This window comes from Avibacterium sp. 20-132 (assembly GCF_023611925.1).
GTDB lineage: Bacteria > Pseudomonadota > Gammaproteobacteria > Enterobacterales > Pasteurellaceae > Avibacterium.
This window is the reverse complement of record NZ_CP091456.1, coordinates 1,688,713-1,711,583: the sequence shown is the minus strand read 5'-3', so window position 1 is coordinate 1,711,583 and position 22,871 is coordinate 1,688,713. Positions and strand designations below refer to the sequence as shown.

Genomic DNA, 22,871 nt, shown 5'->3' with positions numbered 1-22,871 from the left:
GTTGGCTTGAGGTATTGATATATAACAAAATTCAACCTAATTTTTTTAGGCAAAATGTGATTAATTGCTTTTCATTGTGGGGCGTTCGCTATATCATTAGCACTTATTTTTATCTATTGATTGTTCAACCAACTTGTTAGGGAGAAAACCAAAGCTAGTGGAAAATTCAGTTCAAACCAAACCGATTATTGAGCTTCGTTCTTTAACTAAGTCTTATGGCGACAAAACGATTATTGATGGTTTAAATCTTACCATTAACAATGGCGAATTTTTGACGATTTTAGGGCCTTCAGGCTGTGGTAAAACCACTGTTTTACGTTTAATCGCAGGATTAGAAGATCCTAACGGCGGTAAGATTATTCTTGACGGTCAGGATATTACTGACGTGCCGGCAGAACGTCGCTTTGTGAATACCGTATTCCAAAGTTATGCTCTTTTCCCACATATGACGATTTTTGAGAATGTGGCTTTTGGTTTACGTATGCAAAAAGTGCCAAACGCAGAAATTAAGCCGCGTGTAATGGAAGCCTTACGTATGGTTCGTTTAGAAGAAATGGCTGAACGTAAACCCACTCAGCTTTCTGGCGGTCAGCAACAGCGTATTGCCATTGCAAGAGCGGTAGTCAATAAGCCAAAAGTATTATTACTAGACGAATCTCTTTCTGCATTGGATTATAAATTGCGTAAAGAAATGCAAAATGAACTGAAAGCATTGCAACGTCAATTAGGGATTACCTTTATTTTCGTTACTCACGATCAAGAAGAAGCCTTGACGATGTCTGATCGTATTATCGTAATGAACAAAGGGAATATTGAACAAGACGGTACGCCTCGTGAAATTTACGAAGAGCCGAAGAATTTATTTGTTGCACGCTTTATTGGTGAGATCAACGTTTTTGATGCCAAAGTGATTGAGCGTGTAAGCGAAAAAACCGTAAAAGCCAATGTTGAAGGACGTATTTGTGAAATCTATACGGATTTACCGGTTCAACCAGATCAACACTTGAAAGTGCTTTTACGCCCTGAAGATATTGTGATTGAAGAATTAGATGAAAATGAGCAATCTAAAGCGATTATCGGACACGTTTCTGATCGTAACTATAAAGGAATGACATTGGAATCCAGCATTATTCTTGATCATAATGATATGAAAGTGTTAGTGAGTGAATTCTTCAATGAAGATGATCCGCATATTGATCACTCAGTAGGACAAAAGGTCGCCCTCACTTGGCACGAAGGTTGGGAGGTTGTGTTAGACGATGAAGACAGCTAATACGGGATTTCAAAAAATTACCATTACAACCATCTTTGCTTGGTTAATTTTGTTTGTATTAGCGCCTAACCTATTGGTGCTAACAGTCAGTTTCTTAACCCGTGATGGCAGTGATTTTTATGCATTGCCATTTACCTTTGAGAATTACACACGCCTATTTGAACCGCTTTATGCCCAAGTGGTGTGGAATTCACTTTATATGTCGGGTATTGCCACCATTATTTGTTTAATTATTGGTTACCCTTTTGCCTTTATGATTAGCAAAATTAAGGAAAAATATCGCCCAATTTTGCTTTTTTTAGTGGTTTTACCATTTTGGACAAACTCACTCATTCGTATTTATGGAATGAAAATTTTCCTTGGCGTAAAAGGGGTGTTAAATAGCACATTACTGACCTTAGGCATAATTAACGAACCAATTCGTATTCTAAATACCGAAGTGGCGGTAATTATTGGTTTAGTCTATTTATTATTACCATTTATGATTTTGCCATTGTATGCCGCTATTGAAAAATTAGATCACCGTTTATTAGAAGCGGCTAAAGACTTAGGAGCAAACAGTTTCCAACGCTTTGTCAAAGTGATTATTCCACTCACGATGCCAGGCATTATCGCAGGTTGCTTATTAGTGCTATTACCTGCTATGGGAATGTTCTATGTGGCTGATTTACTTGGCGGTGCGAAAGTGTTACTGGTGGGTAACGTAATTAAGAGCGAGTTCTTAATTTCACGTAACTGGCCATTTGGTTCAGCAATTAGTATTGGCTTAACCATTTTAATGGCGTTCCTCATTTTTGTTTATTACAAAGCAAGTAAATTAATGAATAAGAAAATGGAGTTGGAATAATGAGTCGTTTACTGCGTAATATTTTTATGTTGGTGGTGTACGCTTATTTGTATATCCCAATTATCATTTTGGTCACCAATTCTTTTAATGCTGATCGTTATGGATTGAGTTGGAAAGGGTTTAGCTGGAATTGGTATGAGCGTTTATTTAATAACGATACCCTGATCCAAGCTGCATTGCACTCGGTTACCATTGCCTTTTTTGCGGCAACCCTTGCCACCATTGTGGGGGGATTAACCGCCATAGCCTTATATCGCTATCGTTTCCGCGGTAAACAAGCAGTGAGCGGAATGTTATTTATCGTTATGATGTCGCCTGATATCGTTATGGCCGTATCCCTACTTGCCCTATTTATGATTGTCGGCATTTCATTAGGTTTTTGGTCATTATTACTGGCACATATTACCTTCTGCTTGCCTTATGTGGTGGTGACAGTCTTTTCTCGCTTAAAAGGATTTGATGCCAAAATGCTTGAAGCGGCAAAAGATTTAGGTGCGAGTGAAATTACCATTCTGCGAAAAATTATTCTGCCTTTAGCCTTGCCTGCCATTGTCTCAGGCTGGTTACTCAGCTTTACCATTTCACTTGACGATGTTGTGGTTTCCTCTTTCGTAAGTGGTGTCAGCTACGAAATTTTACCACTGAAAATTTTCTCATTGGTAAAAACAGGGGTAACACCTGAAGTGAATGCACTAGCAACCATAATGATTATTTTCTCGCTAACTTTAGTCATATTAAGTCAGCTTGTGGCGAAAAAAGATAAATAGCCCGAAAAGGAAAATAATACTTCACAAATAAGTATAGACAAAATAGAATACGCCTTGACGCCCTCAAGGCGTTTTTTATTCGTATTTTGTTATACAAAATATATCTCTAACCCTCTTAACAGGAGAATGATAGAAATGAAAAAATTTGCAGGTCTTTTCACAGCCGGAATGATCGCAGTGACTTTAACAGCTTGTAATGATAAAGAAACAAAGAATGCGGAAACCAAAGCACCCGCTAACGATACCGTATATCTTTATACTTGGACAGAATATGTGCCAGATGGCCTATTAGATGAATTTACTAAAGAAACTGGAATCAAAGTCATTGTTTCAAGTCTAGAATCTAATGAAACAATGTACGCTAAATTAAAAACACAAGGTGAATCCGGTGGTTACGATGTGATCGCCCCATCAAACTACTTTGTGTCAAAAATGGCGCGTGAAGGTATGTTAATGCCATTAGATCACAGCAAATTACCTGTTATTAAAGAGCTAAACCCAGACTGGTTAGATAAACCTTATGATAAAGGTAACAAATATTCTTTACCACAATTATTAGGCGCACCGGGTATTGCCTATAACACCAATGATTACAAAGGATCTGATTTCACTTCTTGGGGTGATTTATGGAAACCTGAATTTGCGGGAAAAGTACAATTACTTGATGATGCACGCGAAGTCTTTAACATTGCGTTATTAAAATTAGGTCAAGATCCAAATACCCAAGATCCTGCTATTATCAAACAGGCTTATGAAGAGTTACTCAAATTACGTCCAAACGTACTTTCTTTCAACTCTGACAACCCAGCTAACTCATTCATCTCTGGTGAAGTAACAGTTGGTCAATTATGGAACGGTTCTGTGCGTATTGCGAAAAAAGAACAAGCACCTTTAGATATGGTATTCCCAAAAGAAGGGCCTGTTCTTTGGGTTGATACCCTTGCCATTCCAGCGACCTCTAAAAACCCTGATGGCGCACACAAACTAATTAACTATATGTTAGGTGCTAAAACTGCGGCAAAATTAACGGAAGAAATTGGCTATCCAACATCAAATGTTGAAGCATTAAAATTACTTCCTGATGAAATTACTAAAGACCCTGCAATCTACCCAACCGCTGAAGTATTACAAAACAGCTACTGGCAAGATGATGTTGGTGATGCGGTTCAGTACTATGAAGAATATTACCAAAAATTAAAAGCCGCGAAATAATTTCTCGCGACAAATAAACCTCGCTAAATGCGAGGTTTATTTTTGTCTTCTAGTAAAAAATTTATCAAAATCTTACCGCACTTAATGTACTCAAAATATAGCGAATACAATAATCCTTATGTTGCAAACGTATTCTTAAAAAGTGCGTTTTATAATGAGAAGCGGAGTAAACGGAAAAAAGTATAAAGCACGATAAACCGTGCTTTATGCAAATATGCTATCTAAAAAGAATAACCGACAGAAACATTAACTCGATGATAATGATCTTTAGCCATATCTCCAGATAAAGAAAAACGCCAATTATGATATTGATAGCCCATCCCAATGCCAAATAGTGGTTTCCAATCAGGATAGAGACGATAAGACTGCTCAATATCCACTGAGGTTGTCGCATAGCTTACGCGACCACGATTTTTATTATGTAAGGTTTTTTGTAAAGCTAAGCGACCGAATAAAGTAAGGTTTTTCAGTTTGTATTCTAGCTCTGAAATAACACCAATATTTGTCTGCTCTGTGACTAAGCGATTAATTTTCACATCATCATTTAACATTAAATGTGTTAATTGTTTATGTGTGTAATCAATATTGGCGATATTATGCCATATCCATTGGGCATTAATAGGTTGTGACCAATGAATGCCAAGGGTTGAAGCATAAGATTGAGTATTGCCTTGTGAATGGGTGTTCTGTGTATTAAATTGTTGTTGATATTTTAATTTTCCTACACCGTAGTTAAAACTTGTTAAGAGCGTCCAGTTTGGTATAAATTCATATCCATAGCCTAGACGGAATGCAACATCACGTTCATTAAACGATTTTTCAACCTCTTTGTAATGCTCTTCATATTTCTGCCGCTGCTCACTAATGCTGAAACTGAATCGGTGTTTGCCTTCCACAAGAAGACCATTAATTGCCACACTATTAAAGTGATCAGTCGTATTAATATGGCTAACATCAGGCGAGGCAGAACGATTTTCACCACTAATCCAAAGTGCGGTATGATTTTTTTGTGAAAATGATGCAATCCAATTTAAACGCTGAAAGGCCTCGTGGTTAACCCAGCTTTGCTGCTGATGTATTAATGATTGAATCCCTTGACTGAATAAATATTCAGTAAAATGTGTTCTATCTGTATTGAATAAACGGTTTGCCCATTGTTTTTGCTGTGTATTTAATTGCTGTGAAGCATAGCCTTGATCGAGTTTTTCTAAAACGCGATCGAGTAATCTTGCATCTTCCATTGCACCTAAATAAGCTCTCTGCGCTTTATTCTTTTTATTTATCGAGGACGCTTCCTCTGAATGACCAGTTGATGCGGATTCAGTTGTATTATCTGTTTCAACAGTAGAAGCTGTTTCAGTGGTTGCTGGAACAGTTGTTTCTTCGGTTGTTGATGTTTCCTCTGAATGTCCAGTTGATGCGGATTCAGTTGTATTATCTGTTTCAACAGTAGAAGCTGTTTCAGTGGTTGCTGGAACAGTTGTTTCTTCGGTTGTTGATGTTTCCTCTGAATGACCATTTGATTCGGACTCAGTTGCATTGCCCGTTTCAACAGTAGAAGCTGTTTCGGTCGTTGCTGGAACAGTTGTTTCTTCGGTTGTCGATGTTTCCTCTGAATGTTCAGTTGATTCAGATTCAGTTGCATTGCCCGTTTCAACAGTAGAAGCTGTTTCAGTGGTTGCTGGAACAGTTGTTTCTTCGGTTGTTGATGCTTCCTCTGAATGTTCAGTTGATACAGATTCAGTTGTATTGTCAGTTTCAACAGTAGAAGCTGTTTCAGTGGTTGGTGGAACGGTTATTTCTTCAGTTGTCGGTGTTTCCTCTGAATGACCATTTGATGCGGATTCAGTTGTATTATCTGTTTCAACAGTAGAAGCTGTTTCTTCCGTTGGAGGCGTGACTTTATCGTTAATTACAGGTGTTTCTGGTGAATGCCCATTTGAAGTATCTTGATCTTCTAAGGCTTGCTGAACGCTTTTACGCTGTAATCCTACATAAATCTCTTTTTTATTCTCATCGAAAACAATTGTGTTTGCCACATCAATTAAAGCAGGATTTAAATTAAGTTGAATACCATTATTAACTAACCCATTGGCACGCAATAATACTTCACGTCGGCCGTTTTGTGGCACATAGTATGGAGCAATTTGATCGACATTCATTATGCCTCCAAGGTTTGCTATACCGCTCACATTAATGGTTGAACCAATTGCTTTATTAATTACGCCAGTCGCGTTATTAATTAAATTACCATTGATATTCCAATCTGTTTGATTAAGTGATTCTATTATTCCAAAATTGTTTACACTACCAGATGTTATCGGTTGAGCTTTTTGATCTTTTGATGAAAGCTTAACTAATGTTCCAGATGCGAGTGTTCCTCCTTGTTTTACGATAAAATTGGCTTGATTCGAGCCGTTTAGAGTTAGTTTACCCTGTTCAATGATCCCATCACCCTTAAAGCTATTATTACCATTGAAAACGAGTTCTTTTTCACCTAATTTCGTAAAACCGCCATCACCCTCAATATCATTATTAAAATAATAACGTTCTGCAATACCATTGACAGTAAGTCGGTTATCATTTTGGGAATCAAAGCGCCCATATCCCATTAATGCTTGAGATTTATTAATTACGCCAACACCCCAAGTTTCATCAATACCTGGGGTACCTTTATCAATAGCTGTTGTAAACAGTGTGTTGCGTATATCTTTAGCTTCAAACCAATCATATTTTTGTTTTACTGCAAGGGCTACTCCACTGGCATATGCCGTAGCACTAGAAGTACCACCGGGACGACTAATTTCACGATATCCTTTATCAGGATTAAAATAACTAATTTGCGTATCCACATTAGATGTTATACAGAAGTTTTTAGCTTTTCCACAAGGACGAAATACTTTTTGTCCATTGCTCTTCACACCTGTTACCGCAATAATTGTATCTTTAAGTGAGGTCAGCAAATCTCCAGTATTATTATCAATAAGCGCGATGATTGTACGCCCTGGTTGAGTACCGGCTTCACTGTGATATTCACTGCTTTCGTTACCTGTTGCGAAAAGCTGTAAAGAACCTTGTTCTTTTATATTTTGTACTTGATTGACGTACTCTTGATAATTTTGTATTTCTATAAAATCTTTCCAAATATTTCCAATAACGGGAGCAGCCTTTTGAGTTTGTTGTTGTAAACGTTGGTTTGCAGCATAACTAGCAGATAAGATTGAACGCCAAGAACTATTAGGAGCCCGTACTCCCTGAGTGATATATAATTGACCCATTCCTGCGGTATTAAGCAAAATACGTCCCATTTTTGAACCATGGAAGCTATGATCATTCACATCTGGCTTAAAGTAATGTTGTACTTCAAAACTCGGTGTTTGATTTGGTTTAGCCGCAACGCTTTCAGGATAAAGTTCCCCTTCTTTGAAGGTACGAGGATCCACTCCTGTATCAACTAACATTGCGATAGCTGGTTTATGAGAGGATGAGGTTGTTGGATAACGATCTGTATCTGTCCAATTCGGAAAATAGTTTTTTTCTGCTTCAGGTAAATCTGCTAAATTTATTACCGCACTTTCTGAATGAGCGGAAACTGTTGTATCCGTTTTTTCTTTATTTGTTATAACTGTATCCGTCGGCGGAGATGGTGGAGTGATCGTATGGGTTAAATCATCAAGTGCCTCGCTAATATTTTTACGTTGTAATCCAACATAGATTTGTTTTTTATTTTGATCAAAGGCAATGGTATCCGCGATATTAACTAATGCAGAATCTAAGTGTAAACGAATGCCATTATCGACCAATTCATTTGCTCGCAACAGCACTTCTCTCCGCCCCGATTGTGGAACATAGCCCTGAGTAATTTGGCTGACTCGCATTACGCCATTTAAAATTGCCTGCCCACTCACATTGATGCTTGAGCCTATTGCCGTATTGATCTCACCTGTTTCCGTATTGGTAAAATCCCCCTCAATATATAATGGTGAAGGATTGATAACTTCAAGACGCCCGCTGTTATAAAGGCTTCCCGTAGAGATTTTATTTGGGCTTGTTCCCGTTGCGAGTGTTGCACCTTGTTTAATTTCAAATTGCGCAGTATTTGTTCCGTTAATGGTGAGTTTTCCTTGTTCTATTACCCCTTTTCCCTGAAAACGATTATTACCATTAAGAACAAGTTCTTTATCACCGCGTTTTGTGAAGCCGCCATCGCCCCCAATATCATTGTCAAAATAATAGCGTTCTGCGATACCATTTACATCAAGCACATTATTATTTTGGGCATCAAAACGTCCATAGCCATTTAACGCTTTTTGTTTATTGATTTCACCTACACCATAAACGACATCTATACCGGTCTCACCTTTATCATTTGCCGTGGTAAAGAGAGTGTTACGAATATCTTTTGCTTTAAACCAATCGTATTTTTGTGCAATAGCAAGCGCAACGCCACTCGCATAAGCGGTTGCACTAGAAGTGCCATTAGGAATATCCGCATAAATCCATTGCTTTAGAATCGGATCAAAATAGTTGATTGGTGTATCTGCATTTGCCGCCAAACAAAAATTTTTCGCTTTTCCACAAGGCTGATATTTTTGCTTACCCTTCGTAATCGCTGTAATGGCGATGACGTTATCTTTTAAACGTTCATCAAGTTGTTCAGAGTTCGGGGCAAGCATTCTTGAGACAGAGGAATAAGGTTCATTAGGAATCGCAGGATCAAGTGGTTCATTGCCATTTGCAAAGAGTAACAAAGAACCTTGTTTTGCAATATGAGCAAGTTTTTCAATATATTCAGGTTGTGCATATTCTGAGATGCCTTCTACCCAAATATTGGCTACAACAGGAGCCGCTCGCCCTGTTTGTGCAATGCTTCTTTCATTCGCCACCCCCATTGCTAATAATCGGTTTCGCCAATGGGGAACTGGCTCACCTCTTTTTCTTACTAAGCCTTGTACTGGATAAATTGAACCACCGCCAGCAGTGTTTAATAATACACGCGCCATTTTTGTTCCGTGCATTTCTGGACCATCGTCTATCATATCTGGGCTAAGTTGAGTACTAATGTGATGACTAACACTATCATAGAAAGAGAAACCGTGAGCAACAATGCTTTCAGGGTAAATTTCGTCTTTTTCAAAGGTATGAAGATCCACTCCCGTATCCACTAACATCGCGCGTAAAGTCGTCAGTTTATCCTGATTAATATGATTATGATCTGTATCTTGCCATTGATGTGGTTGAGCCTGTGCTTCGGGTAAATGTGCTAATTTAGCCACGGCGTCTTGGCGGTTTTCTGCATCATTTTGGTTTCCTTGTGCTAAGTAAGGAAAAAGTGCGAGCGTAATCGCCATCGCCAATGGTGAAAGCGAGAAAAGACGAGGTGAGTTCATTATATGGATATCCTTTAATTATTTTTTGATGTAAAAAGAAGATTGATACGTCTTAGAATGAAAGTTTACTCCAAATTGCTCTAATAGTGTATCTCTTTATGTCAGAATTTTAATCGTAATAGAAATAAAGCTAGCTAATTGCATATTCAGTACAAGATAGTATAAGCCTTGCCGTTCTACTTGAGAAGCCAGATTATAGCGAATTTACTCACAACTTCGTGCGCTTACTTACTTTTAAGCGTACAACCAAAATAACTTTCATCTGCGTTAATCTCATCATCAAATATTTCTAGCTGTAAACTATTTTAGGTCATCCCAAAATATTTTTATCACGCAATAATTCACCCAAGTTACAATAAATGCGCAAAATAACGAGCATTTACTTTTTCAATACATATGAAAATAATTACATTACTAAAAATAACAAAACAAAATAAACAAAAACCCGAATTATACAAAAACCCTTTCAAAATCAATATATTGCAAAAAAAAAAAAAAAAAAAAAAAAAAATAACATTCACTCCACTTGAAATTGTTATTTATGCGTCTATACTCAGTAGCAAATAGCTATTTTACATCTCGACAAATAATCTATTTCATAAATAAGGAGTTAATAATGAGTCATACCCCTGATATTCTAACTAATCCCCTAACCAATAAAGGCACGGCTTTTACGCTTGAAGAACGTAATAAGTTAGGTTTAACCGGGCGATTACCTGCTGCTGTGGAAACCCTTGATGAACAAGCCAAACGTGCTTATGAGCAGCTTTCTCGTTATGAAAAACCAATGGAAAAATACATTTTCCTCGATCAACTACATAATCGTAATGAAGTGCTTTATTATCGTCTTCTTACCGATCATCTCGCCGAAATGTTACCTATTGTTTATGACCCAACCGTAGGTGATGCAATAAAACAATGGAGTCGTGATTATCGCCGTTCTCGTGCTGTTTATTTAAATGTGAACCGTCCAGAAGATATTCGTGCTTCTTTTGAAACATTAGGGCTTGGCGCAGAGGATGTTGATCTCATAGTCTGTTCTGATGCAGAAGAAATCCTTGGTATTGGCGATTGGGGCGTGAACGGAACGGATATTTCTGTTGGTAAACTTGCCGTCTACACTGCCGCTGCGGGCATCGATCCAAGCCGTGTCATTGCGGTGAATTTAGATGTTGGTACCGATAACGAAGCATTGCTAAATGACCCAACTTATCTTGGTAATCGACACGCTCGTGTGCGTGGTGAACGCTATGATCACTTAATTAATGAATATTTAAAAATAGCAAGTGAAATGTTCCCAAATGCCCTCTTGCACTTTGAAGATTTTGGCCCTTCCAACGCACGTCGCATCTTAGTTGAAAATCGTGAAAAATACCGTATTTTCAATGATGATATGCAAGGCACTGGCGCAATTGTTATGGCAGCAGTCATTTCAGGTTTAAAAGTTACGAAACAAACATTCGCTGAACAACGCCTTGTCGTCTATGGGGCGGGAACTGCGGGAACAGGAATGGCAGATCAAATTAGTGCTGCAATGGAACGTAATGGACTTTCGCGCGAAGAAGCCCAAAAACGCGTATGGCTCATTGATATTAATGGCTTAGTCACAGATGATATGCCAAATCTACCGAATTACCAGCAAGAATATGCGCGCTCTGCGGCTGAAGTGGCAAATTGGCAACGTTCAGAGGGTAAAATTGGTTTGTTAGAAGTTGTAAAACAAGTCAAACCAACCATTTTAATTGGCACCTCCACAGATCACGGTGCATTCACTGAAGAAGTCATCAAAGCACTTTGTGAAGGCGTAGAACGTCCAATTTTATTACCGCTCTCTAACCCAACAGAACGTATTGAAGTGATGCCACAAGATGCAATCCCTTGGTCAAAAGGTAAAGCCTTAATCGCAACGGGTATTCCAGTATCTCCTGTGCAATATAACGGAACGGCTTTCTATATTGGACAAGGTAACAATGCGCTGCTTTATCCCGGCTTAGGATTAGGTGTCATTGTATCAGGGGCAAGCCAAGTCACTGACGGAATGTTGCTCGCTGCCGCTGAAGCTGTTGCAAGCCAAGTCAATCCACAAGATTTAGGGGCGGCGTTACTTCCCCCAGTAGATAATTTACGCGCTTCGTCAGCAACGGTGGCTGTCGCTGTCGCCAAACAAGCAATAAAAGATGGTGTTGCAACCAAACAGAGTGATAACTGGGTACAAAGCGTGCAAAACGCAATGTGGCAAGCCGTTTATCGCTAAATACGCCTATGCCGTCTGAAAATCAGGCGGCATTTTTATAAAAAAGACGGCGCTTTTATTAATTAATCTCACAAAGCGCTTTCTAAATAATCCTAAAAAAGAAATTATTCCAACAGAGGAAAATATAATGCTTTTTCTCACCGCACTTGAAAGTGTCTTATCTATCGTTCTGATTATTGTATTAGGTTTTTATTTACGCCATAAAGGCTATTTTGCAGACAGCTTTGCTGGCAATATTTCTAAACTCATTATGAATATTGCCCTCCCTGCTTCTATTTTTATTTCTGTGCTAAGTTACCTTACTCGTGAAACATTATTTTCGCTATCAGATGGATTAATTTATGGTACTGCTGCAATATTCTTAGGTTATATTATTGCGTGGTTAATGACAAAAGCCTTCAATATTCGTGCAGGGCGGAAAGGCGTTTTTATTAATACGATAGTAAACGCTAATACCATATTTATCGGCTTACCCTTAAATATTGCATTATTTGGTGAAAATAGTATGCCTTATTTTTTGGTCTATTATGTACTAAATACCATTTCCACTTGGACTTTCGGCGCTTGGCTGATTGCACGAGATAGTAGCCAATCACAATCATCACCACATCGCTTATTTAACTGGAAAAAACTTTTACCTCCACCGTTACTCGGGTTTCTTGTTGCCCTCATTTTTTTACTCATCAATATTCCTGTACCAAATTTTATTCACAGCGCATTAAGCTATATAGGGGCAATGGTTACGCCACTTTCACTCATTTATATTGGCATCACGCTTTATGATGCGGGATTAAAAAGCCTCAAATTTGATAAAGACACCATTACCGCACTCATCGGCAAATTTGCTATCGCCCCAGCGATTATGGTATTTCTCATTTTTATAGGTAAAACCGTGCTACCATTGCCAACGATTGAGGCACAAACGCTGATTCTACAATCCTCCGTTTCTGCTCTTGCCATATTGCCTATTCTTGCCAATGAAGCCAAAGGTGACGTGTCTTTTGCTACCAATATTGTTACCACAAGCACCTTATTATTTATTCCTATTGTGCCACTGATTGATGGTTTACTTGGGCTTTTAAACTAAATTTACGAAAAAAGCACCGCACTTATAAAAATGCTGTTTATCTGATTTAAACAGCATTTTGTATCATTTTATTTTTTCTAGGTTCTTTTGTTACTTAGAGATAATTCTTATAAAATCCTATTAATCTCTCCATAAATCAAAATAATCAAACTCATCCTATTCCACTTTAATTTCCCTCATTATTTTTCTAAATAAAAAAATAATATATCTTGCACTTCCCCAGTTTTCCTTTTACTCTAATTGAGCTACAAATTAGTCTAATAAGGAGTTCCTATGGCACACATTTCAACGATTCATTACACTGGCAATTTGCACAACGATTTAATCCATTTACAGAGTGGAAACAAAATTTCCACTGATGCCCCTGTGGACAATAATGGTAAAGGTGAAGCCTTTTCACCAACAGATTTACTTGCTGCTTCACTTGCCGCCTGTGCAATGACAATTATGGGAATTCGAGCAAGAAATCTTGGCGTGGATTTACAAGGCACACGCATTGAAGTAGAAAAAGAAATGGCGCTCACCCCACGCCGAGTCGCACGTATTGTATTAGATTTCTATCTTAACAAAGCGCTTGATGAACGCACGCGTGCCACGCTCGAAGCCGCGGCTCACACCTGCCCTGTCGCCAAAAGCCTCAGTGCAGATTTAGTACAAGAATTTCGTTTTCATTACGAATAACATATAAAAAAAGCCTTATTTTCATAGAAAATAAGGCTCTCACTTTCAATTATTTAAACCAGTCTTCAGAAAACTGCTGTGGAGAAATCGGATTAATGTATTCTTGTAAACATAAGATTTAGTTCTCCAAAAACCTTTCCCTTAACTGATGCAACTGATCACGTACCGCAGCGGCTTTTTCAAATTCCAAGTTTTGGGCGTGTTTGTACATTTGTTGTTCCAGTTTTTTGATTTGTTGCTGAAGTTCTTTTGTACTGGTTGGTTGATAAAGTGCGGTAGGTTCTGCCACTGATTTTTGTTTTTGCTTGCTTTTTGCTTTGTTATTGGTTGCACTTTGTCCAATATCAAGCAATTCGCCGACTTTTTTATTCAACGCTTGTGGCACAATGCCGTGTTCTTCATTGTATTTCATTTGTTTTTCACGGCGGCGGTTGGTTTCGTTAATAGCTTTGTCCATTGATTTGGTAATACTATCAGCATACAAAATGGCTTTACCATTTAAATTTCGTGCCGCACGTCCAATAGTTTGGATCAATGATCGTTCGGAACGCAAAAAGCCTTCTTTATCGGCATCTAAAATTGCAACTAAAGACACTTCGGGAATGTCTAAGCCCTCACGTAATAAGTTGATTCCGACCAATACGTCAAATTCCCCTAAACGTAAATCTCGAATGATTTCTACCCGTTCTACGGTATCAATATCAGAATGCAAATAACGCACGCGCACACCGTGTTCTTCTAAATAATCGGTCAGATCTTCTGCCATTCGTTTAGTGAGTGTAGTAACTAAAACGCGTTCATTTTTATCCGCTCTTTGGCGAGCCTCGGAAAGTAAGTCATCCACTTGAATCGCTACGGGGCGGATTTCAATTTCAGGATCGAGTAACCCCGTTGGGCGTACGACTTGATCGATAATCTCACTACCTGATTTTTCTAATTCGTAAGGGCCGGGCGTCGCTGAAACATAAATGGTTTGCGGAGCAAGGCGTTCAAATTCTTCAAAACGTAATGGGCGATTATCCAACGCGGAAGGCAATCGAAAGCCATATTCTACCAAGGTTTCTTTACGTGAACGGTCGCCACGATACATTCCGCCAATTTGTGGCACAGTAACGTGAGATTCATCAATAATTAATAAGCCATCGGCGGGAATATAGTCAAATAACGTCGGAGGTGGCTCACCTTCTTTACGCCCAGATAAATAGCGAGAATAATTTTCAATGCCTGAGCAATAACCCAATTCGTTCATCATTTCAATATCAAACTGAGTGCGTTGGGTAATGCGTTGTTCCTCTAGCAATTTATTTTCTTTGATGAAATACTCTCGGCGCTGCGCCAGCTCCGCTTTGATTTGCTCAATGGCATCTAAAATCCGTTCACGCGGGGTAACATAGTGGGTTTTCGGATAAATGGTGTAACGTGGCACGGCACCGAAATTGGCGCCAGTGAGCGGATCAAATAAACTTAAACGTTCAATTTCATCATCAAATAATTCAATACGAACCGCTTGATCATCAGATTCCGCTGGGAAAATATCAATAATTTCTCCCCGCACTCTGAATGTCCCGCGCTGAAATGCCTGATCATTGCGGGTATATTGCAACTCCGCTAATTTCGCTAAAATTTGTCGCTGGTTAATAATCGCACCCGTTTGTAAATGTAACATCATCTTCAAATAGCTATCGGGATCACCCAAACCATAAATAGCAGAAACGGAGGCAACCACAATGGTATCACGCCGTTCTAAAAAGGATTTTGTTGCAGACAGACGCATTTGTTCAATTTGGTCATTAATAGACGCATCTTTTTCAATAAACGTATCACTACTTGGGACATAGGCTTCTGGCTGATAATAATCGTAATAAGAAACAAAATATTCCACCGCATTTTCAGGGAAAAACGTCTTCATTTCAGCATAAAGCTGAGCTGCAAGGGTTTTGTTCGGTGCCAACAACATTGCGGGGCGATTAAGTTTGGCAATGACATTGGCAATGGTAAAGGTTTTACCCGATCCCGTTACGCCAAGTAGCGTTTGATGAGCCAAACCATCATTAAGATTTTCGCTCAGCTTTTCTATCGCCTGAGGTTGATCGCCCGAGGGAGAAAAATCGGAATGCAGAATAAACGGTTTGCTGTGAATTTTGTTACTCATAAAAAACGCCCTATTAGAAAAGTGCGGTCAATTTTAGCATAATTTTTTCCTTTCGGCTTGAACAAAACATTAAGTTTTACACAGAGTTATATTTGTCAAGATTGAAATCTCACAAAATCAAAAAAAATTTTAAAAAAATTTCTAGATTTTTATTAACCAATTGATAAATAAGAAAATGTTATTTTACAATCAATTTTATTGCTAATCAGTAAATACCTAGTTTTTTCAAGGGATCAGCGATTTTTTCAAATAAGAACCCACAGACTTATCCACAGGCACTGTGGATATAAAAAAAGAATATAATTTTTCAACATTTTTTTAATTTCACTGTTGACAAAGGAAAGACAGATCATTATCATCTGCGACCAATTCCTTGTGATACAGAATTATTCCTCCTTAGTTCAGTCGGTAGAACGGCGGACTGTTAATCCGTATGTCGCTGGTTCAAGTCCAGCAGGAGGAGCCAATTTTCTCTTTTGGCAGTTTTTATTTGTCTCCTTTTATAAAAGCTATTTAATTCCAAAAGAGCTTAAAGCCCATATCCTCCTTATGGGCTTTTATTTTTTCTAATTAACCTTTCATAAGAATGATAATATCCGTTACTTTTCATCATTTATAGGACAAACAAATGTTTTTATCTTTTCTCGCTATACTTATCGGATTAGTGATTTTAGTCTGGAGTGCAGATCGTTTTATTGATGGTGCCGCTTCTCTCGCCAGCTATTTAGGGATGTCGCCCTTATTAATTGGTATTGTTATTATTGGGTTTGGCACCTCTGCGCCTGAAATCATTGTTTCTGCCCTTTCAGCCCTCAACCACAGCCCGGGGATTGCACTGGGCAATGCTTATGGCTCAAACATCACCAATATTGCGTTAATTTTAGGTGTCACCGCCATTATTAAGCCAATTATCGTCAATTCACAAGTGCTAAAAAAAGAATTGCCCGTGTTAATGTTTGTTACCCTACTTTCTGCTTGTTTAATTTATGATGCCACCATTTCTCGTCTTGATGCCGTGATTTTATTGGCAGTCTTCACACTCTATATGGGCTGGACAATTTGGCAAGGCACAAAACATTCAAGCGATAGCCTTGGGCAAGACATTACCGATGAACTCAAAGAAAAATCACGAATGCCGTTAAAAACCGCCTTATTATGGTTAGTCATTGGATTGGTATTATTAATGGGCAGTTCGCAATTATTAGTGTGGGGGGCAGTAAATATCGCCACTTATTTAGGTGTGAGTGATTTAATTATCGGCTTAACCATTGTTGCCATCGGTACGTCATTACCTGAATTAGCAGCTTCTATTATGGCAGCGAGAAAAAATGAATTAGATCTCGCTGTGGGCAATATTATTGGTTCTAACTTGTTTAACACACTTGCGGTAGTAGGGATTGCAGGTGCTATTACCCCAATTCAAGCAACGTCCGAAGTGTTTAGTCGAGATATGCTCGTTATGATCGCCTTGACGGGCTTACTGTTTTTATTTGGTTATGGGTTCAAAGGACGAACAGGGCAGATTAACCGCCTTGAAGGGCTAATGTTATTTCTCGCTTATGTGGCGTATAATTCTTTGCTTATTTACACCGCACTTTGATTTGAATAATAAGACAATCAAAAGAAAAAAGGGGTGATCTTTCACCCCTATTTTTCACCGGAAAGATTATCCTCCAAATAGCACCGCGCCACCACGCATAGGCAAGGTTGTGCCATAAAAAAGTGCCGTAGCAAAGAAAATCACCACGCCGCCTGCGATCAATTTCACGACAATCTCAGCATAAGGCGAATTTTCCGAGCTAAAATACCAACGCCCCAACTTCACTGCGGTTTGCCTTGCGTATTGCACAATCAACGCAAATAAAGAGAGTGTCATTCCTGTGCCAACCGCCATTGCCATCGCGGCTGCGATTCCCCACTTATAAAGATTGAGCATATAGGAAAGAAAAAGAATAAAAATCGCCCCTGAGCAAGGTCGCATACCAATCGTTAAAATCACAAGCAAGCGGGATTTAAAATTTGTGGCGTGATCTAATTGCTGTGAACTGGGTAAATGTTGATGCCCACAGCAGCAACCTTTTTCGTGATCACAATGGATTTGTGCAACCTGAATGGGGTTCTCCAATCTATTTTTTGCCGAGGTAGGCTTAATAGAATGAATTTTCCCCAGTGAAGCAGTGCGTTTACTCTGACGAAATTTGTGCAAAAATTTCACCGCACTTTGATAAATCCAATAGATGCCCAATAAGAACATCAAAATAAACGCAGAACGTTCAAGCCAAAGCTGGCTCAATTTGAAATAATGGGAAGACAATTGCAACCCCGCCACGAGAATAGATGTTGCCACCACTGCCACCAAGCCCTGCATTAAAGAAGACAATAAGGTGAGCTGAACACTGGTTTTTAATTGAGATTGATGGGTAGATAAATAACTGGCAATCACAAATTTACCGTGTCCGGGGCCAAGGGCGTGTAGCACCCCATACAAAAAACTTATCAGCATTAAGCTTAACCCCGCTTGCACGGGATAGTGATTGATTTGATGTAAATATCCAGAAATACTTTGGTTAAACGCCTTCTGCCAACTCATCGTTTGACCAAACAAATAAGGTAAGACATAAAACCCCAGCACCACCAGTAACAGCAATATTGCGAGGTACTTAATCCCTCTTTTTGTGTGCTTTTTTAATTGCATACAATCTCCACTTTTTGGCTAAACACTTCGCCAAGGGAACTGTCCTCATTACGCTGACTGCGATCTAAAGAAGCTGCATATTCGCGCACCTTCTGATCCACATTCGGTTCAACTACTTTGCCCGAACATTGCGCAGGAAGTTGTGAAAAATCCACCGCACTTTGTTTGTTATTAAGTGTTGGATACGTCATTGCCACAAAATAAGTGGGATCGTATGTTGCTAATTCAAACTGATTTCCCTTTAGCAGTTGGGGGTTAGACAACAAAAAATCAAAATAGTACATCACTTGTGTGCCATTTGATTTCATTCCATAATGCTGTGCCTGTGCTTTATATTTGATCTTGTTCTTATTTTTATCAAAGAGATAGCTAAAATAATGCTCATTCACAATATTTTTCATTGCCTCATCAATCAACTTTTGCTTATCACTCGGCTGAGTGGATTGCGCTAAATCATAAATAATACTGGCGGAACTTGCTTCATCCAACACCCACTGCATTGAAAAGCCCACTAATCTTCCGTCTTCTACCAATACTTTGTTGTGCATATCAATAAAAGCGTGAGGATGGGCAAAACAAGATAAAGGCAATAACACCAACACACTTAAGCACTTTCTTAACATAACTGACCTTAATAAAAATTATTCTCAAAAAACGAATCCTATCACTAAACCCCATTTGAAACAAAATGCTCGCTGGAAATTCACTTGCTTAAATAGTATAAAAAAACAGTATTTATGTGATTTACATCAAAAAAATGTAAGTTGATCATTTCTTTATACACAATTTCTTTGTAGTATATACACCGTCAAGTGACAGCTTGATATTCATAAAGTTCCTAAATAAAATAATCAAAATAAATAGCTAAACTACTTTCCTACCTCCCGTTTGGGAGGTTTTTTTTCGCTTTCAATTCGCCAAAAACAAAAACATCAAGTAAAATAACCGCACTTTTTACAGCTAAGAGAACAATTTATGTCATCACAATTTGTTTATACTATGCATCGTGTCGGTAAGGTTGTGCCGCCGAAACGTCATATTTTAAAAGATATTTCCTTAAGTTTTTTCCCGGGTGCCAAAATTGGTGTGCTAGGGTTAAATGGTGCAGGGAAATCCACCCTGCTTCGCATTATGGCTGGCGTGGATAAAGAATTTGAAGGGGAAGCGCGTCCACAACCCGGAATTAAAATTGGTTATCTCCCACAAGAACCTAAGCTAGAACCACAACAAACCGTACGCGAGGCCGTGGAAGAAGCCGTTGCCGATGTAAAAAATGCCTTAACACGTTTAGATGAAGTTTATGCGCTTTATGCCGATCCTGATGCTGACTTCGATAAACTTGCCGCCGAGCAAGCACAATTAGAAGCTATTATTCAAGCGCACGATGGGCATAATCTAGAAAACCAACTTGAACGTGCCGCTGATGCGTTACGTTTACCGGATTGGGATGCCAAAATCGAGCATCTTTCAGGGGGAGAACGCCGTCGCGTAGCACTTTGCCGCTTATTGCTTGAAAAACCAGATATGCTGTTATTAGATGAGCCAACCAACCATTTAGATGCAGAGTCAGTCGCTTGGTTAGAGCGTTTTTTACACGATTACGAAGGGACTGTGGTTGCCATTACCCACGACCGTTACTTCCTAGACAATGTCGCAGGTTGGATCTTAGAGCTTGACCGCGGTGAAGGCATTCCTTGGGAAGGCAACTATTCTTCGTGGTTAGAGCAAAAAGAAAAACGCCTTGCCCAAGAAGCGGCGGCAGAATCTGCTCGTCAAAAATCCATTGAAAAAGAGTTAGAATGGGTTCGCCAAAATCCAAAAGGCCGTCAAGCAAAAAGCAAAGCCCGTATGGCGCGCTTTGAAGAATTAAATAGCGGTGAATATCAAAAACGCAACGAAACCAACGAATTATTTATTCCACCGGGTCCACGTTTAGGGGATAAAGTCATCGAAGTGAGCAATTTAACTAAAGCTTATGGTGATCGAACATTAATTGATGATTTATCTTTCAGTATTCCAAAAGGTGCGATTGTTGGGATTATCGGGGCGAACGGTGCAGGAAAATCGACCCTTTTCCGTATGCTTTCTGGGCAAGAACAACCTGATAGTGGAAATATTACGCTTGGTGAAACCGTGGTGCTTTCTTCTGTGGATCAATTCCGTGATGAAATGGACGATAGTAAAACAGTATGGGAAGAAGTCTCGCACGGACAAGATATTCTGCGTATTGGTAACTTTGAAATCCCAAGTCGTGCTTATGTTGGACGTTTTAATTTTAAAGGCGTCGATCAACAAAAACGTGTTGGTGAATTGTCTGGTGGGGAACGTGGGCGTTTACATTTAGCCAAGTTATTACAAGCTGGGGGAAACGTGCTGTTATTAGACGAACCAACCAACGATCTTGACGTGGAAACCCTACGCGCCTTAGAAAATGCGATCTTAGAATTCCCGGGCTGTGCAATGGTAATTTCCCACGACCGCTGGTTCTTAGACCGTATCGCAACCCATATTCTGGATTACGGCGATGAAGGCAAAGTTACTTTCTATGAAGGTAACTTCTCAGACTATGAAGAATGGAAAAAGAAAACATTCGGTGCTGATGCACTACAACCGCATCGTATTAAATACAAACGTATAGCAAAATAATGGCATTAAAAAAGGCGAAATGATGATTTCGCCTTTTTGTTATAAACGGTATATAAAATCAACGCCCTGAATCAATGGAAAAATTTGAAAATCGTAGATACCACGCCAATTTCCAACTCAAATATGTAGCAACCAGTTTAATACGTCAGTCTGTCTACTTTTCTGTGAAAACTCTACAAGAGACATCCAAATAATTACGCTAATTTACTACAATGCCAGCTTTGAAAAAATATATTTAAATTTTAGCCCTCAAAAGTAGGATCAATACCTACTTTCGAGCTTAAAAACTTGCTACTCCCACTCAATCGTCGCAGGTGGTTTTCCGCTGACGTCATAGACTACGCGGGAAATGCCATCAACTTCATTAATGATACGATTGGAAATTTTGCCGAGTAGGTCGTAAGGCAAATGCGCCCAATGTGCGGTCATAAAATCAATGGTTTCTACGGCACGAAGAGAGACAACCCAGTCATATTTACGTCCATCGCCCATTACACCGACAGATTTTACCGGTAAGAATACCGTGAACGCTTGGCTAACTTTATAATACCAACCTGAGTTGTAAAGTTCCTCAATAAAGATAGCATCGGCACGACGGAGTAAATCACAGTATTCTTTTTTCACTTCACCAAGCACGCGTACGCCTAAGCCCGGACCGGGGAATGGATGGCGGTTGAGCATTTCAGCTGGTAGCCCGAGAGCTAATCCGATTTTTCGCACTTCATCTTTGAATAATTCGCGTAATGGCTCTACCAAACCAAGTTTCATATAATCCGGCAATCCGCCTACGTTGTGATGCGATTTAATCACGTGTGCTTTGCCTGTTTTACTTGCGGCAGATTCAATCACATCAGGGTAAATCGTGCCTTGTGCTAGCCATTTTACGCTGCTGAGTTTTTTCGATTCATCATCAAACACATCAACGAACACTTTACCGATCATTTTGCGTTTCGCTTCTGGATCATCAATGCCTTTTAATGCATTTAAAAAGCGATCTTCCGCATTCACATGAATGATATTTAAGCCAAATTTATCACCAAACATTGCCATTACTTGCTCTGCTTCATTAAGGCGTAGCAAACCATTATCTACAAAGACACAATGTAAGTTTTTACCGATAGCACGGTGTAATAATAAAGCCGTAACGGAAGAATCCACACCGCCTGACAAACCTAAAATGACTTCATCATTACCAACTTGCGCTTTGATACGAGCGATCGCATCTTCAATGATATTTTCTGGTGTCCAGTTACGTTCACAACCACAAATATTCACCACAAAATTAGTTAAAAGGGCTAAGCCGCTTTTTGTGTGGGTAACTTCAGGGTGGAATTGCACACCATAGAAGTGGCGATTTTCATCGGACATTGCGGCAATAGGACAAGTTGGCGTAACACCCACAATTTGAAAGTGCGCTGGTAATTGGGTAACTTTATCGCCGTGACTCATCCAAACATCTAATTTATGATCACCGTCATCTAAACCGGCGAAAAGTGCGGTTGGATTTTGCAAAGAAACAGAGGCATAACCAAATTCACGGTGGTCAGAGGTTTCGGTTAAACCACCTAGCTGCATTGCCATTGTTTGCATTCCGTAGCAAATCCCCAATACTGGCACGCCCGCATTAAACACATATTCAGGGGCACGCGGACTGTTTTCTTCCGTTGTGCTTTCAGGTCCACCTGAAAGAATAATACCTGTTGGGTTAAATTCACGGATTTGTTCTTCCGTTACGTCCCACGCCCAAAGTTCACAATATACGCCAATTTCTCGTACACGGCGTGCAATAAGCTGGGTATATTGTGAACCAAAGTCCAAGATTAAAATTTTATGGTTGTGAATGTTGTTCATTGTTTACCTTTAATGT

The 22,871-nt window shown here is 39.2% G+C and carries 14 protein-coding genes and 1 tRNA gene; 10 read left to right on the top strand and 5 right to left on the bottom strand.

The genetic code is table 11. The features are described from left to right. The first annotated feature begins 157 nt into the window (after positions 1 to 157). The 4 genes from potA to L4F93_RS08090 all read left to right on the top strand — a co-directional run bounded on the left by potA (position 158) and on the right by L4F93_RS08090 (position 4,099). Positions 158 to 1,273 carry a spermidine/putrescine ABC transporter ATP-binding protein PotA gene (gene potA, locus L4F93_RS08105; protein ID WP_250349814.1) on the top strand — a complete coding sequence of 372 codons (1,116 nt, stop codon included), beginning with the start codon at positions 158 to 160 and terminating at the stop codon, positions 1,271 to 1,273. Beyond that, on the top strand, positions 1,260 to 2,120 hold the full coding sequence (potB, locus tag L4F93_RS08100; RefSeq protein ID WP_250349813.1) for a spermidine/putrescine ABC transporter permease PotB: 861 nt from the start codon (positions 1,260 to 1,262) through the stop codon (positions 2,118 to 2,120). The genes potA and potB overlap by 14 nt, the downstream gene beginning before the upstream one ends. Next, positions 2,120 to 2,887: a spermidine/putrescine ABC transporter permease PotC gene (gene potC, locus L4F93_RS08095; protein WP_250349812.1), complete on the top strand. Its 768-nt coding sequence runs from the start codon at positions 2,120 to 2,122 to the stop codon at positions 2,885 to 2,887. The genes potB and potC overlap by 1 nt, the downstream gene beginning before the upstream one ends. A gap of 135 nt (positions 2,888 to 3,022) precedes the next feature. Then, on the top strand, positions 3,023 to 4,099 hold the full coding sequence (locus L4F93_RS08090) for an extracellular solute-binding protein (RefSeq protein WP_250349811.1): 1,077 nt from the start codon (positions 3,023 to 3,025) through the stop codon (positions 4,097 to 4,099). Between the two features lie 221 nt (positions 4,100 to 4,320). Here the strand turns inward: L4F93_RS08090 and L4F93_RS08085 are convergent, their stop codons facing one another. Continuing rightward, a complete protein-coding gene (locus L4F93_RS08085; RefSeq protein ID WP_250349810.1) occupies positions 4,321 to 9,489 on the bottom strand; it encodes a S8 family serine peptidase in 5,169 nt (1,722 codons plus the stop codon). A gap of 616 nt (positions 9,490 to 10,105) precedes the next feature. On the opposite strand from L4F93_RS08085, the gene L4F93_RS08080 reads away from it, so the two are divergent. From L4F93_RS08080 to L4F93_RS08070, 3 genes are all read left to right on the top strand, one after another. Continuing rightward, the gene (locus L4F93_RS08080) at positions 10,106 to 11,743 is read left to right on the top strand and encodes an NAD-dependent malic enzyme (protein WP_250349809.1); all 1,638 of its coding nucleotides are present in this window, start codon (positions 10,106 to 10,108) and stop codon (positions 11,741 to 11,743) included. 127 nt (positions 11,744 to 11,870) lie between these two features. Further along, entirely contained in the window at positions 11,871 to 12,830 is a 960-nt protein-coding gene (locus L4F93_RS08075) for an AEC family transporter (RefSeq protein ID WP_250349808.1), read from the top strand. 273 nt (positions 12,831 to 13,103) lie between these two features. Further along, positions 13,104 to 13,511: an OsmC family protein gene (locus L4F93_RS08070; protein WP_250349807.1), complete on the top strand. Its 408-nt coding sequence runs from the start codon at positions 13,104 to 13,106 to the stop codon at positions 13,509 to 13,511. A 118-nt stretch (positions 13,512 to 13,629) separates the two neighbouring features. Here the strand turns inward: L4F93_RS08070 and uvrB are convergent, their stop codons facing one another. After that, on the bottom strand, positions 13,630 to 15,663 hold the full coding sequence (gene uvrB, locus L4F93_RS08065; protein WP_250349806.1) for an excinuclease ABC subunit UvrB: 2,034 nt from the start codon (positions 15,661 to 15,663) through the stop codon (positions 13,630 to 13,632). Between the two features lie 390 nt (positions 15,664 to 16,053). Here uvrB and L4F93_RS08060 point away from each other — a divergent pair. Both L4F93_RS08060 and L4F93_RS08055 read left to right on the top strand, forming a co-directional pair. After that, positions 16,054 to 16,129 (top strand) — tRNA-Asn (locus tag L4F93_RS08060). 162 nt (positions 16,130 to 16,291) lie between these two features. Beyond that, positions 16,292 to 17,263, top strand: coding sequence for a calcium/sodium antiporter (locus L4F93_RS08055; protein WP_250349805.1), 972 nt, complete (start codon positions 16,292 to 16,294; stop codon positions 17,261 to 17,263). Between the two features lie 66 nt (positions 17,264 to 17,329). On the opposite strand, the gene zevB is transcribed toward L4F93_RS08055, so the two are convergent. Beyond that, positions 17,330 to 18,358 (bottom strand): zinc transporter permease subunit ZevB, encoded by a 1,029-nt coding sequence (gene zevB / locus L4F93_RS08050; RefSeq protein WP_250349804.1) that lies wholly within the window; start codon positions 18,356 to 18,358, stop codon positions 17,330 to 17,332. Further along, entirely contained in the window at positions 18,349 to 18,981 is a 633-nt protein-coding gene (gene zevA / locus L4F93_RS08045; protein WP_250349803.1) for a zinc transporter binding subunit ZevA, read from the bottom strand. The genes zevB and zevA overlap by 10 nt, the downstream gene beginning before the upstream one ends. Positions 18,982 to 19,333: 352 nt before the next feature. On the opposite strand from zevA, the gene ettA reads away from it, so the two are divergent. Continuing rightward, positions 19,334 to 21,004, top strand: a complete 1,671-nt coding sequence (gene ettA / locus L4F93_RS08040; protein WP_250349802.1) for an energy-dependent translational throttle protein EttA — start codon at positions 19,334 to 19,336, stop codon at positions 21,002 to 21,004. Between the two features lie 291 nt (positions 21,005 to 21,295). Here the strand turns inward: ettA and guaA are convergent, their stop codons facing one another. Then, positions 21,296 to 22,855 (bottom strand): glutamine-hydrolyzing GMP synthase, encoded by a 1,560-nt coding sequence (gene guaA, locus L4F93_RS08035; RefSeq protein WP_250349801.1) that lies wholly within the window; start codon positions 22,853 to 22,855, stop codon positions 21,296 to 21,298. Between the last annotated feature and the right edge of the window lie 16 nt (positions 22,856 to 22,871).